Consider the following 13,888-nt stretch of genomic DNA (forward strand, 5'->3'; position numbering starts at 1 on the left):
CCGCTGGACCGGCGACCGCTGGCGCTCGACGCGGCACCGGGTCCTTCCCCCGGCGGCGAGCGCGCCGGAGGAGGACCTGGTGTCGCTGATCTGAAGTCCCTCAATGCGACATTCACGGCTTTGGCCGGGCGGCCTACAGCGAGCTGATCAGGCGTTCCACGCGCTCGTCGACCGAGCGGAACGGGTCCTTGCACAGCACCGTGCGCTGGGCCTGGTCGTTCAGCTTCAGGTGCACCCAGTCCACCGTGAAGTCGCGCCCCGCGGCCTGGGCGGCGGCGATGAAGTCGCCACGCAGCTTCGCGCGGGTCGTCTGGGGTGGGGTGTCCTTGGCGGCCTCGATCTCGCCGTCGTCGGTGACGCGGCGGACCAGGCCCTTGCGCTGCAGCAGGTCGAAGATGCCCCGGCCGCGGCGGATGTCGTGGTAGGCGAGGTCGAGCTGGGCGATGCGCGGGCTGGACAGGTCCAGGTCGTGCTTGTGCCGGTAGCGCTCGACCAGCCGGTGCTTGATCGCCCAGTCGATCTCGGTGTCGATCTTGCCGAAGTCCTGCTGTTCGACCGCTTCCAGCGCCCGGCCCCACAGCTCGACGACGCGCTCGTTCGCCGGGGTCGAGCCGTTGTCCTTGAGGTGCTGCACCGCGCGGGCGTGGTACTCGCGCTGGATGTCCAGTGCCGAGGCCTCGCGCCCGCCGGCCAGGCGGACCTGGCGGCGGCCGGTGAGGTCGTGGCTGATCTCCCGGATCGCCCGGATCGGGTTGTCGAGGGTGAAGTCGCGGAACTGGACGCCGGCCTCGATCATCTCGAGCACCAGGTTCGCCGAGCCGACCTTGAGCATCGTCGTCGGCTCGGCCATGTTCGAGTCGCCCACGATGACGTGCAGCCGCCGGTAGCGCTCGGCGTCGGCGTGCGGCTCGTCGCGGGTGTTGATGATGGGCCGCGACCGCGTGGTCGCGCTCGAAACGCCCTCCCAGATGTGCTCCGCCCGCTGGGAGAGGCAGTAGACCGCGCCCCGCGGGGTCTGCAGCACCTTGCCGGCGCCGCAGATGAGCTGGCGGGTGACCAGGAACGGGAGCAGGACGTCCGCGATCCGGGAGAACTCGCCCGCACGGGTCACCAGGTAGTTCTCGTGACAGCCGTACGAGTTGCCCGCCGAGTCGGTGTTGTTCTTGAACAGGAAGATGTCGCCGCCGATGCCCTCGTCGGCGAGCCGTCGTTCGGCGTCGACCAGCAGGTCCTCGAGGATCCGCTCCCCGGCCTTGTCGTGCGTGACGAGCTGGACCAGGTCGTCACATTCGGCCGTCGCGTACTCGGGGTGCGAGCCGACGTCGAGGTAGAGCCGGGAGCCGTTCGACAGGAACACGTTGGAGGAGCGTCCCCAGGAGACGACCCGCCGGAACAGGTAGCGCGCCACCTCGTCGGGCGAGAGCCTGCGCTGTCCGTGGAAGGTGCACGTGACCCCGAACTCGGTCTCGATGCCAAAGATCCGCCGCTGCATTCCACCAGAGTAGGCGCTGCACCCCCGTCGACGGTGCGCCGATCGGGCGTCGACACGCCCCCAGTAGGCCACAGACGGTGAAAACTCCCCGAATCAGGCACGATTGGAGCACAGGTCTTGACGGCGCGCGGAAGGCGGACTCCTTTGTCACACCAGCTCATCCGGGCCTTCCGGCGGGTCGGCCGGACCGATCGCGCCCTGATGCGCCGCAGCGCCGCCATCCCGGCCTCCAGGGTGGACGACGCGCTGATGGCGCTGTCGAGGTCGGCGAACAAGTCCCGGCTGTGGTGGGCCGTCGCCGCGGTGCTGGCCACCCGCAAGGGCGCGCCCCGCCGGGGCGCGCTGCGCGGGGTCGCCGCGATCGCCGGGGCCAGCACCGTCGCGAACCTCATCGGCAAGCCGCTGTTCCCCCGCCGCCGCCCGGCCGAGGAGGAGGTGCCCATGCACCGCCGCCTGCGGAAACGGCCGACGTCCTCGTCGTTCCCGTCCGGCCACTCCGCGTCCGCGGCGGCCTTCGCGACGGCGGTGGCGATGGAGTCGCCGCGGGCCGCGCTCGCCGTGGCCCCGGTGGCACTGGCCGTCGCCTACTCGCGGGTGCACACCGGCGTGCACTGGCCCTCCGACGTGGGCGTCGGCCTGGCCATCGGCGTCGGCGCGGGCCTGGCCACCCGGCACTGGTGGCCCCTGCACGACGACGTTCCGGGCCGCACGGCCCACGACGCGGAGGCGCCCGAGATGGTCGACGGCGAGGACATGCTCGCCGTGGTCAACCCCAGCTCCGGCGTCGCGAACCACGACCCGACCGAGGACGTCCGGTTCGCCTGGCCCAAGGCCACGCTGCTCTACCCCGACCCCAAGCAGGACCTCCGCGCCCAGCTCGAAGCCGAGATCGACGCCCGCGGCACGATCCGCGCGCTCGGCGTCGCGGGCGGCGACGGGACCGTCGCCGCGGTCGCGTCGATCGCCGCCGAACGGGACCTGCCGCTCGCGCTGATCCCGGCGGGCACGCTGAACCACTTCGCCCGCGACGTCGGCGTCACCTCGATGCCCGACGCCGACGCGGCGACCGAGGTCGGCAACGCCGTCGGCATCGACCTCGGCGAGGTCGAGATCGACGGCACCGGCGACCCGGCCCACCGCTGGTTCGTCAACACCGCCAGCCTCGGCGGCTACCCCGAGATGGTCCGGCTCCGCGAGAAGCTCCAGGAAAAGCACCCGAAGTGGCCTTCGGCCGCGATCGCGCTGACCAGGGCGCTGCGGCACGCCAAGCCGCTGAGCGTCCGGCTCAACGGCAAGCAGACCCAGGTCTGGCTGCTGTTCGTCGGCAACGGCACGTACGCGCCGAAGGGCTTCGCCCCCAGCCGGCGGCCCGCGCTCGACACCGGCCTGCTCGACATCCGCTACCTGCGCGCCGACCTGCCCTACTCGCGCGCCCGGTTCCTGCTGGCGATGATCACCCGCAGCCTCGCCGCCAGCCACGTCTACCAGGAGCTCGACCTGCCTGAACTGGACGTGGAGCTGCTCGACGGCAACCGCCGCGTCGCCACCGACGGCGAGGTCGGCCCGCTCGGCAACCGGTTCCGGTTCCGGTCCCGCCCCACCGCCCTCACCATCTACCGCCTTTGACGGCGCTTTACCTTTTCTCAACGAACCCACAGGCACCCCTGGCTAGCTTCGCGAGCGTGATGCGGGCAGCCTGCCCGCGGCCGGGGGACGAGCGGGGTTTCGATGGACGGGCACGACCTGGCGGGCCTCGTTCACCGGGTCGCCACCGACCCCGTGCTGCCGGGTGACATCACCGCCCGCGCCCGCGACCTCGGCCCGCTCGAGTCACCGCTGATCTGGCTCGCGCCGGCCTCGGCCGCCGTGGCCGTTCTCGCCGCCGTGGTCGCGCTCGAACACCGGCGCCGGGTCCGCCGCTGGGGACTCACCGCCGTCGGCGTCCTACTGCTGCTCGCCGCGGTCACCGCCCTGAACAGCTACGTCGGCTACGTGCGCACCTCCGACGACCTGGCCCGCCTCCTCCAGCGCGGCCCCGGCGTCGTCAACTTCGCCGGTCGCCTGCTCGACGACGGCAAGGAGGCCCCCGACCCGTCCGACAACGACTCAGCCGGCTCCGCACCCCAGCGGCGGCACGCCGCCGAGGACGCCGGCCAGAAGGTCGACGTCGTGACGCTGCCCGACCCGGCCCACGGGATCCCTTCGGGCAGCAACTACGTCATCCTGCCGCCTGGCTACACCGACCCCGCGAACGCCGAACGCCGCTACCCGGTCGTCTACCTCATCCACGGCTACCCGTTCGGCGGTCCCCGCGACTGGCTCACCTCCGGCGACGCCCCCGGCACGCTCCTGGCGCTGCAGCAGGCCGCCGTCATCGCCCCGACGATCGTGGTCAGCGTCGACCTGACCGCCGGCAACCCGAGCGCGGACTGGGAATGCCTGGACGTCCCCGGCGGCCCCCAGCTGGAGACGTACCTCGCGAAGACGGTCGTCCCGGCCATCGACCACCGCTACCGCACTGTCGCCGACCGTGGCCACCGCGCCCTCGGCGGCATGTCCGGCGGCGGCTTCGGCGCGCTCAACATCGGCCTCCACCACGTCGACGAGTTCGCCACCCTGGTGATCGCCCTGCCGTACGACGACCTCAACGACTCCGTCGGCGTCCTCGACGGCGACCAGGCCGCCATCGCCGCCAACACCCCGCGCCGCTACCTGCCCACCATGAAGTTCCCGGCCCCGATCTCGGTGATGCTTGCCGTCGGCACCGGCGCGCCCACCGACGTCGCCACGGCCCACCGGATCGCCGACGCGCTCCGCGCCCGCGGCCAGGAGGCGGTGGTCCACGCCGAACGCGGCTTCAACCACACCTGGCACACCGCCCGGGCGACGCTGCCGTACCTGCTGGCCTTCGCCGACCAGAACTTCCGGGCCACGCCCACGACGTCCTGAACTCGCACCATGACCCCCACCATGAAAGCGGGGGCGCGGCCATCGGCCACGCCCCCGCCTCGTTCAGGAACTCACTCGCTTTCCGGCTTCTCCGGCTCGTCGACCTTCGGGTCCGGCACCGGCAGCAGCGTGTCCAGCGCCGCCCCCGTCAGCCGGCGGAACGCGCGCCGGGGGCGGTCGCGGTCCAGGACCGCCACCTCCAGCTTGATCGGGTCCGCTTCGCCGTTGCCGTTCGCCGGAGTGTTCGCCGACGAGCCGGCCGACGAAGACGTCGTGGTCGGCGCCGGCTGGATCGGCGTGCGCAGCGCGGCCACCGCCACGCCCAGCGCCGCCTGCAGGTCCAGGCCGTCCTCGAACGTCTCCTTCAGCTTCGCCGCGATCTTCTCGTTCTGACCGCCCATCACGATGTACTGCGGCTCGTCGAAGATCGAGCCGTCGTAGGTCAGCCGGTACAGCTGGTCCTCCGCCGCGGTCGCCGCGACCTCCGCCACACAGACCTCCACCTCGAACGGCTTCAGCTGCTCGGTGAAGATGCTGCCCAGCGTGGCCGCGTACGCGTTCGCCAGCGCCCGCGCGCTCACGTCACGCCGGTCGTACTGGTAGCCCTTCAGGTCCGCGTGCCGGATGCCCGCCACGCGCAGGTTCTCGAACTCGCTGTAGCGCCCGACCGCGGCGAACCCGATCCGGTCGTAGATCTCGGAAACCTTGTGCAACGTGGCCGACGGGTTCTCCGCCACGAACAGCACGCCGCCCGCGTACTTCAGCACCACCACGCTCCGGCCGCGCGCGATGCCCTTGCGCGCCAGCTCGGAACGCTCCCGCATCAGCTGCTCGGGAGAGGCATACAACGGCATCGTCACGGTGTGCGCTCCAGGTCTTTCGGTGTTTCAACGTTCACTGGTCGGGTCCGGTCAGGAAAGCCGGCGCTGCTGGCGCTCGATCCGCCCGGCGATCACGGCCTCCGCCACCGCGGCGGTCTCCGCCTCCGGCAGCTGCACGGCCCCGTGCTCGGCGGTGATCGTCACGACGGACGGGAAGATCCGGCGCACCAGGTCCGGGAGGCCCGACGCGGTGTCGTCGTCCGCCGCGTCGTACAGCGCCTCGACCGCCACCCGCGTCGCGCTCTCGACGTCGGCGTCCGGGTCGTGCAGCTTCTTCAACGCCGATTTCGCGAACAGCGAACCCGAGCCGATGCCCGCGTAGCCGCCGTTCTCCTCGTAGCGCCCGCCCGCGGCGTCGTACGACACGATCCGCCCCGCGTGCTTCGTGTCCTCGGCGTCCAGGTCGTACCCCACGAACAGCGGGATCGCCGCCAGCCCGGCCATCGCCATCTCGAGGTTGGCCTTCACCATGCCGGCCAGCTTGTTCGTCTTGCCGTCCAGCGACAGCGAAACGCCCTCGATCTTCTCGTAGTGCGCCAGCTCGACCGCGTACAGCCGCACCATCTCCACGGCCAGCCCCGCCGTGCCCGCGATGCCCACCGCCGAGTACTCGTCGGTGACGTGCACCTTCTCCATGTCGCGGCTCGCGATCAGGTTCCCCGACGTCGCGCGCCGGTCACCGGCGATCAGCACGCCGCCGGCGAACGTCAGCGCGACGATCGTCGTCCCGTGCGGCACGCCGAGCCGGTCGGCCGCACCGCCGGCCAGCCGCCGCTCCGGAAGCAGCTCCGGCGCCTGCACCCGCAGAAAGTCCGAAAACGACGACGTCGCCGACGAAAAGTACGTGGCGGGCAGCGCGGGACCCGAGATGCCCCTGGTGTTGTCCATACGTGCTCAAAAATCCCATCTGTGCGGGCCAGAAGGACCAGAGCCCCGCGCCCGGCGAACGGCGCCCGCACGCGGACGCGACCACCACCACGCGGAACCCCGGCCGCCGGCTGAACGGTCGGCAAGGGCGCAGGGCCCCGGGCGGCTACTCGCCGCCCTTCTGCACATAGGCCCGGACGAAGTCCTCGGCGTTCTCTTCGAGCACGTCGTCGATCTCGTCGAGGATCGTGTCGACGTCCTCGCCGAGCTTCTCGCGCCGCTCCTGACCCGCCGCGCCGGTGTCGTCGAACTCCTCGTCGGAGTCACCACCGCCGTGCTTTTCGATCTTTTCCTGGGCCATCTCGCCTCCCGGTGTGGCTGATGTTTCCTAGCCTACCCAGCGGCCCCGACATTCGGGGCAACGCCGTGATCACTGGTGCGTACCGCCTAGTCCGAACCGGTGAGCGCCTCCACCAGCTCCTCCGCCGTCGCCGCGTTGTCCAGCAACTTGCCGACGTGCGCCTTGGTCCCCCGCAACGGCTCCAACGTCGGGATCCGCACCAGCGACTCCTTGCCGACGTCGAAGATGACCGAATCCCACGAAGCCGCCGCGATCGACGACGCGTACTTCTCCAGCGCCCGGCCCCGGAAGTAGGCCCGGGTGTCCGACGGCGGCGTCGTCACCGCGGCCAGCACCTCTTCCTCGGACACCAGCCGCTTCATCGACCCGCGCGTCACCAGCCGGTTGTACAGGCCCTTCGCCAGCCGCACGTCCGAATACTGCAGGTCGACCAGCCGCAGCCGCGGCGCGCCCCAGGCCAGGCTGTCCCGCTGCCGGTACCCCTCAAGCAGCCGCAGCTTCGCCGGCCAGTCCAGCCGGTCCGCGCACTCCTGCGGATCCCGCGCCAGCGCGTCCAGCACCTCGCCCCAGACCCGCAGCACCTCCTTCGAGGCCTGGTCCGCCCCCGTCCGCTCCAGGTTCTGCGAAGCGATCTCGTGGTAGGCGAACTGCAGGTCCAGCCCGGTGTACTTGCGCCCGTTGGCCAGCGCGACCTTCGCCTTGAGCGTCGGGTCGTGGCTGATCTGGTGCACCGCCTTGACCGGCTCGTCCAGCTTCAGGTCGTCGAACCGGATCCCCGACTCGATCAGGTCCAGCACCAGCGCCGTCGTCCCGACCTTCAGGTAGGTCGAATACTCCGACATGTTCGCGTCGCCGATGATGACGTGCAGCCGGCGGTACTTGTCCGCGTCCGCGTGCGGCTCGTCCCGGGTGTTGATGATCCCGCGCTTCAGCGTCGTCTCCAGGCCGACCTCGACCTCGATGTAGTCCGCGCGCTGGGAGAGCTGGAACCCGGCTTCCTCGCTCTGCTGCCCGATCCCCACCCGGCCCGAACCGGTCACGACCTGCCGCGACACGAAGAACGGCGTCAGCCCCGCGATCACCGCCGTGAACGGCGTCGACCGCGCCATCAGGTAGTTCTCGTGCGTGCCGTAGCTCGCGCCCTTGCCGTCGACGTTGTTCTTGTACAGCTGCAGCTGCGGCTGGCCGGGGACGGAAGCGGCCTTCATCGCCGCCTCCTCCATCACCCGTTCGCCCGCCTTGTCCCAGATGACGGCGTCGCGCGCGTTCGTCACCTCGGGCGCCGAATACTCCGGGTGCGCGTGGTCGACGTACAGCCGTGCCCCGTTGGTCAGGATGACGTTCGCCGCGCCGAGGTCCTCGACGTCCGGGTCGTGCCCCGGCCCGCCCGGCCCCGTCAGGTCGAACCCCCGCGCGTCCCGCAGCGGTGACTCCACCTCGTAGTCCCACCGCGCCCGCCGGGCGCGCGGGATGTCGGCCGCCGCCGCGTAGGCCAGCACGACCTGGGTGGAGGTGAGTACCGGGTTCGCCGTCGCGTCGCCCGGCACGGAGATGCCGTACTCGACTTCGGTTCCCATGATCCGCCGCATGTCCACCACCCTACGGGGTCGGCCTAGTGGAACGATGCACCCATGCCAGGCAGTGACGAACTCGTTGCCCTCTATGACCAGGCCGGCTCGGTCGTCGGCACGGCCACCCGCGCGCGCGTCCGCGCCGAAGCGCTGTGGCACGCCGCCGGCGTCGGACTGGTCCGTTCAGGTGACGGCCAGGCCGTCTACGTGCACCTCCGCACGCCCGTGAAGGACGTCTTCCCGTCCACCTGGGACTGCTGGGCCGGCGGCGTGGTCGCCGCGGGCGAGTCGCCGGCCGAATGCGCCCGCCGGGAACTGGCCGAAGAGCTCGGCGTCCACGGGGTGGAACCCGTTCCGCTGTTCACCAAGGTCTACGACGACGGCCGCAACCGCTGCCACAACTTCGCCTTCGAGGTCCGCTGGGACGGACCCATCCACCACCAGGCCGAAGAAATCGTCGAGGGCCGTTGGATCGCCCTGGAAGACCTGCGCGCCTGGGTGGACGACCCGGCCCCGGAACTGCCCTTCATCCCCGACGGCCGCGAAGGCGTCCAGGAATGGTTTCGCCGCTACGGCTGAGCCGCGAGCTTCGCCGCCATCGCCGGCAGCAGGCGCTTGGCCGCCTCCACCGCCCTCGACTCCGTGCTCGCCGAGACGGTCAGCGCGGACACGAGCGCCCCCTTGGCCAGCAGCACCGTGCAGGTCCGGCCCTCGCACCAGGCCCGCTGCCCGGCCACCCCGGGCTGCTCGGGGACGGTCACCGTCTTGCCCGCGCAGTCCGCGCTCGCCACGACGTCCGCGGCGCTCCGGTCCGGGTACGCGGCGACCCGGTGCCGCAGCACCGACCCGCTGGGGTAGCGCCAGGTCGCGGCCCGGCTGCTCGCCGAACCGGCGTCCGTCAGGCACCCCGCCGCCTCGCCCGAGCCCGGCCGCACGCCTTCCCCGGCGACGTCCGCGTCGGACAGCAGCGCCCGTTCCGCGAGCAGGCCCGGGTCGGGCGCCGGCGGCCTCGCGGGAGCCGCTTTCGCCGGACTCACCGGCGCTTCGGCGACCGGAGCCGGCGCGGACGTGGTCACCGGATCGTCGTAGTACGTCTCCAGGTCGTCCGTGTCACGCCCTTCGCAGCCCGTGAGGCCGACCAGCGCGACCGCGGCCAAGGCGACCACCTGCCGATGACGCACCTGCTCCGGCCTCCCGCCCAACCCGCTAGTCCCGTCAGTGCCTGCGAAGGGTAGTGCAGCGGCTCAGTCCCACGCCAAGGAGGACCGGTGTCGCCAGTACTCCTCCGGATTCCCCGCGAGGCCCGCCAGCGCCGCTTCCTGGTCCGCGCTCAAGGACACCGCGGTGGCCCGCAGGTTCGCCGCCAGCTGCGCCGGGCTCGCCGGGCCGATGACGGCCGTGTCCACCCAGTCCCGCGCCAGCACGGCGGCCACGGCGACCGCGTCCGGCCCGGTCCCGTGCGCCGCGGCGACGTCCAGCACCGCAGCCGGCGCCTCGACCGCCAGCCTCCCGTTCGCCAGGGTTTCCTTGACCAGCACCCGTTTCCCGGCCGCGTGCGCCGCGGCCAGCGCCGGCCCCGCCGACGGCTCGAGGAGGTTCCACGTCGACTGCACCGCGGAGAACACCGGCCGCCCGGCCACTTCCAGCGCGAACGCCCGCTCGATCGCGTCCGCCTGCGCCGGCCCGGACGTGGAGAACCCCACCGCGACGCCGTTCGCCGAAAGCTCCGCCAGCGCCTCGAGCAGTGGCTCGTCGGCGAACAGCGGACTGTCCACAGTGAGCGAATGCACCTGGTACAGACCAACCCGATCACCCAGCAGCGCCAGGGTTTCCGCCCACTGCGCCGCGAAGCGCGCCGCCGAGTGCTCCTTCACCTCGTGCACCTCGGCGTCGAGCCGCCAGTCCCCGACGTACGCGTAGCCCCACTTGCTGGAGATCTCGACGTCGGCATGCCCGCGCTCGGCGAGCCAGCCGGCCAGGAACTCCTCAGAGCGCCCGTACGACCGGGCGACGTCGACGTGCCGGACACCTGCGGCGTAGGCGTCGTCGAGGACCGCGAACGTCGCGGCGCGCATCGAAGCGACGTCCCGCACCGGCGGCAGCGCGCCGTCCCGCCCCAGGTTGATGTACGCGGGCCGGCCCAGCGCCGCCAGGCCGAGCGCGACGCGGTCCACGGGTGCCCTCATGCCGTCTGCTTGTGCCGGAGGATGGCCAGCCACTGATCGGAGTTCTGGGCCTGGCGATGGAGCTTCTCGAGGCGCGCGGCCGGGGCGCGGACATAGCCCTTGCCGAAGACGGGGGCGATCTGGCGGAGACTGGCGCCGCCTTCGCGGGCGGCGAGGAGGGCCCAGTCGGAGGCGTCGGCGCAGGCGGCGGAAGCGCGGCGGAGTTCGCCGAGGATGTCGATGAGCTCCTGGGCGCCCACCTCGCCTGCCTGGACGGCGGCGGCGGTCGTCTCCAGCCAGGCCAGGACGTCGGATTCGGTGATGGGCGCGCGGGGCCGCCCGGTTTCTTCGCTCACGGCCGGAAGTATAGGGCGTTATACGCACTGGACGGGGAGCACACGCCGGGGCCGGTTATGCTGATTTCGAGGCCCATGACTGCGCACACCGAACCCGAACCCGACGTCGAGCAGCTGCTCGACGTGTTCAAGGCGCTCGCGAACCCGGTGCGGCTGCAGGTGCTGCGGTGGTTGCGGGAGCCCGTGCGGCACTTCTTCAACGAGCAGAGCCCCGTCGAGCGGGCCATCGCCGATCCGATCGAGGTCGGCGTGTGCGTGACGCACATCCAGGAGAAGACCGGGCTCGCGCAGTCGACCGTCTCGGCGTACATGGCCGAGCTGCAGCGCGCCGGACTGGTGCGGGCGACGCGCGTCGGCAAGTGGACGCACTACAAGCGGGACGAAGCCCGGATCGCCGAGCTCGTCGCCACCCTCGGCCATACCCTCTGACCCACTTCTCCCCTGGTCCGCCTACCCCCTCGTTGCTTCATATCGAAAATCTGCGATACTTCGATTTATGGGTATGATTGAGAACATGCGGCTCGGCCGCTACGGGATCTGGACGTTCGACTTCGAGGACCAGCCGGCCGGCCTGATCCGGGACTCGGTGCGGGAACTGGAAGAACTCGGCTGGCCGGCGATCTGGATCCCGGAGACCGAGGGACGGGAGGCCCTGACGCACGCCGGGTTCCTGCTGGCGGCCACCGACCGCCTCACCGTCGTGAACGGCATCGCGCAGATCTGGTCCCGCGAGGCGCGGTGGACCCGCGGCGCGGCCCTGCTGCTGGCGGACGCCTACCCGGACCGCCACCTGCTGGGCCTGGGCTTCGGCGCCGGAAAGCCCGGCGTGAAGCCGCTTCGGGCGATGAACGACTACCTCGACGCCCTGGACACCGACCCGAAGGTCAACCCCGCGCCGCGCGCTCCGGTGCGACGGCTGCTCGCGGCGTACGGACCGAAGATGCTGGAGCTGGCCCGCGACCGGTCGGCGGGCGCGCACACCTACCACGTGACCCCGGAGCACACGGCCCAGGCACGCGAGATCCTCGGGGCGGAACCGTTCCTGGGCGTCGAGCACGCCGTGCTCTTCGAAACGGACGCGGCCAAGGCGCGCGAGATCGCCCGCGCCCACCTGCACCCGTACCTGACCACGAAGTACAACATCGCGAAGTTCCTCCGGCTCGGCTACACCGAAGACGACATCGACGGCGGCCGCGGCAGCGACCGGATCGTCGACGACCTCGTGTTCTGGGGCGACCTCGAGACGATCACCGCGAAGCTGCGCGCGCACCTCGACGCGGGCGCCGACCACGTCGGCGTCCAGGTCATCGGCGTCGAGCCGGGTGCCTCGGCCATGCCGCACTGGCGCCGGCTGGCCGAGGCGCTGCTACCCGCGTAGGCCGAACCGCGCCGTGCAGTGCCAGATGCGCTTGAGCACCTGGGGGTCGTGCCGGCCGGCGCGGACGGCGTCGCCGATGACGCGGGCGTCCAGCCACCCGTCCTCGGCGATGTCTTCGCCGGCCCGCACGGCGTCCTCGCCGCGGTAGCCCGCGTGCCCGGCGAGGGTCGCCACGGAAAGCCTGAACCCGTGGTGCCAGTACGTCGGAAACCGGAACCCGGCGGCCGCCGCTTCGACCTCGGTCCCCCGGAACGCCGGGTCCAGCACCAGGGCCGCGACGTCCGACGACAGCCGGAGCGGGCCGTGGACGTGGGCCTCGATGTAGTCGTCGAGCTCGTCGGGGGCGTCCGCTTCGATGAGGGGGATCAGCGGCATGCGCGTGGCCGTGCCGAAGTCCGCCGGCTCGCTGAAGCTGTCCGGGTAGCAGAACGTCGTGCGCGTCAGCACTTCCCGCTCGAGCCGGAAGTGCGCCGAACCGAACCGGACCGAGCCGCCGGCCGGGCGGCGGCGGTGGTTGAGCGAGCCGTACTTCGGGCGGGCCGAAGGCGGCAGCTCGTCGTAGACCCCGCCGAACATCCGGTGCTCCCAGCGCCACCGGTCACCGCCGGGGTGCGCGGTCAGGCCGCCGTTGCCCGTCCCCGTCTCGAACTGCGAGCGGTAGCACCCGTCCGCGAGCCAGTGCCGCAGCAGGGACACCTCCCCCACCAGCCGGTCCGGATGGAAGTGCACGGTGACGTCGAGGCCGTCCGGCAGCGGCGGCCCCGCGACCCGGTCCGCGACGTACCTGACCGCGGACCGCCACGGCGCTTCGTTCGCGGATCCCCCGGCCATGGTGCCGCATATTACCGCCAGGCGGTATAGGTCGTTATACACAACGCGGCGTCCGAAAATCGCTGGCTTCGGGACCCGTTCAGCGGCTTGACTGCGGCCATGCGAGTGGCGGGTTTCGGGGTCACGGCGCGGTTCGCGCTGCTGGCCGTGGTGTGGGGTGCGAGTTTCCTCTTCATCAAGGTGGGGGTCGGCGGGCTCTCCCCCGGCCAGGTCACCCTCGCCCGCGTCGCGCTGGGCGCGTCGGCGCTGGCGGTCGTGCTGGTGCTGCGCCGGCGCCCGCTCCCCCGGGATCCCGCGTTGTGGGGCCACCTCGCCGTCGTGTCGGTGCCGCTGTGCGTGGTGCCGTTCCTGTTGTTCTCGTGGGCGGAACAGTACATTTCGTCAGGTTTGGCCAGCATCCTCAACGCGACGACGCCACTGGTCACGATGCTGCTGGCGGCCGCCGCGCTGCCCGGAGAGCGGTTCACGCCGCCGCGGGTGTTCGGGCTGCTGCTCGGGTTCCTCGGCGTGCTCACGATTGTCGGCGCATGGCACGGCGTCGACGTTTCGCACCAGCTGACCGCGCAGCTCGCCTGCCTGGGCGCCACCACGTGTTACGGCGGGTGTTTCGTCTACCTGCGCCGGTTCATCTCACCACGCGGGACGGACCCGGTCGTCGTCGCCTTCGGGCAGACGGGTTTCGCGACGGTGATCCTGGGCCTGCTGGCCCCGGCGATCGCGGCCACGCCGGTCCACCTCAGCCTGCCGGTGGTGGCGAGCATGATCGCCCTCGGCGTGTTCGGCACCGGCCTCGCCTACGTTTGGAACACCCGGATCATCGCCGCGTGGGGCGCGGCCAACGCCTCCGCGGTGACCTACCTGACCCCGGTCGTCGGAGTGCTGCTCGGCGTGCTGGTCCTGGGCGAACCGGTGAGCTGGAACCAGCCGGCCGGGGCGCTCCTGGTGGTGCTGGGCATCCTCACCGCGCACGGAAAGCTGCGCGCGCCGAAGCCGCTGCTTGTCGACGCGAAGTGACCACGGCCGGGGGTCCGGGGGCT

General features: G+C 71.7%; 15 protein-coding genes and 1 pseudogene. 7 read left to right on the forward strand and 9 right to left on the reverse strand.

Annotated elements, in window-relative coordinates:
- Position 1 precedes the first annotated feature (1 nt).
- Positions 2-91, forward strand: a pseudogene (locus AB0M82_RS40000) (isopenicillin N synthase family oxygenase); the annotation flags it as partial.
- Between the two features lie 42 nt (positions 92-133).
- On the opposite strand, the gene pafA reads toward AB0M82_RS40000, so the two are convergent.
- Positions 134-1,492 (reverse strand): Pup--protein ligase, encoded by a 1,359-nt coding sequence (pafA, locus tag AB0M82_RS40005; protein WP_364567011.1) that lies wholly within the window; start codon positions 1,490-1,492, stop codon positions 134-136.
- A 144-nt stretch (positions 1,493-1,636) separates the two neighbouring features.
- On the opposite strand from pafA, the gene AB0M82_RS40010 reads away from it, so the two are divergent.
- Both AB0M82_RS40010 and AB0M82_RS40015 read left to right on the forward strand, forming a co-directional pair.
- Positions 1,637-3,118, forward strand: a complete 1,482-nt coding sequence (locus tag AB0M82_RS40010) for a phosphatase PAP2 family protein (RefSeq protein WP_364733851.1) — start codon at positions 1,637-1,639, stop codon at positions 3,116-3,118.
- Positions 3,119-3,220: 102 nt separating this feature from the next.
- Positions 3,221-4,441, forward strand: a complete 1,221-nt coding sequence (locus tag AB0M82_RS40015) for an alpha/beta hydrolase-fold protein (protein ID WP_364733854.1) — start codon at positions 3,221-3,223, stop codon at positions 4,439-4,441.
- 71 nt (positions 4,442-4,512) lie between these two features.
- Here the strand turns inward: AB0M82_RS40015 and prcA are convergent, their stop codons facing one another.
- The 4 genes from prcA to dop all read right to left on the reverse strand — a co-directional run bounded on the left by prcA (position 4,513) and on the right by dop (position 8,139).
- Positions 4,513-5,301, reverse strand: coding sequence for a proteasome subunit alpha (gene prcA, locus AB0M82_RS40020; protein WP_364733856.1), 789 nt, complete (start codon positions 5,299-5,301; stop codon positions 4,513-4,515).
- A 51-nt stretch (positions 5,302-5,352) separates the two neighbouring features.
- A complete protein-coding gene (gene prcB, locus AB0M82_RS40025) occupies positions 5,353-6,210 on the reverse strand; it encodes a proteasome subunit beta (protein WP_364733858.1) in 858 nt (285 codons plus the stop codon).
- A 145-nt stretch (positions 6,211-6,355) separates the two neighbouring features.
- Positions 6,356-6,550 (reverse strand): ubiquitin-like protein Pup, encoded by a 195-nt coding sequence (locus tag AB0M82_RS40030; RefSeq protein ID WP_013226725.1) that lies wholly within the window; start codon positions 6,548-6,550, stop codon positions 6,356-6,358.
- An 86-nt stretch (positions 6,551-6,636) separates the two neighbouring features.
- On the reverse strand, positions 6,637-8,139 hold the full coding sequence (gene dop, locus AB0M82_RS40035) for a depupylase/deamidase Dop (protein WP_364733861.1): 1,503 nt from the start codon (positions 8,137-8,139) through the stop codon (positions 6,637-6,639).
- A gap of 42 nt (positions 8,140-8,181) precedes the next feature.
- Between dop and AB0M82_RS40040 the strand changes: the two genes are divergently transcribed.
- Complete coding sequence (locus AB0M82_RS40040; protein ID WP_364733864.1) at positions 8,182-8,700, forward strand: NUDIX domain-containing protein; 519 nt, start codon at positions 8,182-8,184, stop codon at positions 8,698-8,700.
- Here AB0M82_RS40040 and AB0M82_RS40045 read toward each other — a convergent pair.
- From AB0M82_RS40045 to AB0M82_RS40055, 3 genes are all read right to left on the reverse strand, one after another.
- On the reverse strand, positions 8,691-9,302 hold the full coding sequence (locus AB0M82_RS40045; protein WP_364733867.1) for a hypothetical protein: 612 nt from the start codon (positions 9,300-9,302) through the stop codon (positions 8,691-8,693). The genes AB0M82_RS40040 and AB0M82_RS40045 overlap by 10 nt on opposite strands.
- 63 nt (positions 9,303-9,365) lie before the next feature.
- A complete protein-coding gene (locus AB0M82_RS40050; RefSeq protein ID WP_364733869.1) occupies positions 9,366-10,307 on the reverse strand; it encodes an aldo/keto reductase in 942 nt (313 codons plus the stop codon).
- Positions 10,304-10,642: a hypothetical protein gene (locus AB0M82_RS40055; RefSeq protein WP_364733872.1), complete on the reverse strand. Its 339-nt coding sequence runs from the start codon at positions 10,640-10,642 to the stop codon at positions 10,304-10,306. Before AB0M82_RS40055 ends, AB0M82_RS40050 begins: the two co-directional genes overlap by 4 nt.
- 75 nt (positions 10,643-10,717) lie before the next feature.
- On the opposite strand from AB0M82_RS40055, the gene AB0M82_RS40060 reads away from it, so the two are divergent.
- Both AB0M82_RS40060 and AB0M82_RS40065 read left to right on the forward strand, forming a co-directional pair.
- Positions 10,718-11,071, forward strand: coding sequence for a metalloregulator ArsR/SmtB family transcription factor (locus tag AB0M82_RS40060; protein WP_364733875.1), 354 nt, complete (start codon positions 10,718-10,720; stop codon positions 11,069-11,071).
- Positions 11,072-11,156: 85 nt separating this feature from the next.
- Positions 11,157-12,020, forward strand: a complete 864-nt coding sequence (locus AB0M82_RS40065) for a TIGR03620 family F420-dependent LLM class oxidoreductase (protein WP_364733934.1) — start codon at positions 11,157-11,159, stop codon at positions 12,018-12,020.
- Here the strand turns inward: AB0M82_RS40065 and AB0M82_RS40070 are convergent.
- Positions 12,009-12,851: a DUF3626 domain-containing protein gene (locus AB0M82_RS40070; RefSeq protein WP_364733877.1), complete on the reverse strand. Its 843-nt coding sequence runs from the start codon at positions 12,849-12,851 to the stop codon at positions 12,009-12,011. The genes AB0M82_RS40065 and AB0M82_RS40070 overlap by 12 nt on opposite strands.
- A 99-nt stretch (positions 12,852-12,950) precedes the next feature.
- Between AB0M82_RS40070 and AB0M82_RS40075 the strand changes: the two genes are divergently transcribed.
- Positions 12,951-13,865, forward strand: a complete 915-nt coding sequence (locus tag AB0M82_RS40075; protein ID WP_364733879.1) for a DMT family transporter — start codon at positions 12,951-12,953, stop codon at positions 13,863-13,865.
- The last annotated feature ends 23 nt before the right edge of the window (positions 13,866-13,888 follow it).

Origin of the sequence: Amycolatopsis sp. NPDC051128, from assembly GCF_040682715.1 — a bacterium.
In the GTDB taxonomy this organism is placed as follows: domain Bacteria; phylum Actinomycetota; class Actinomycetes; order Mycobacteriales; family Pseudonocardiaceae; genus Amycolatopsis.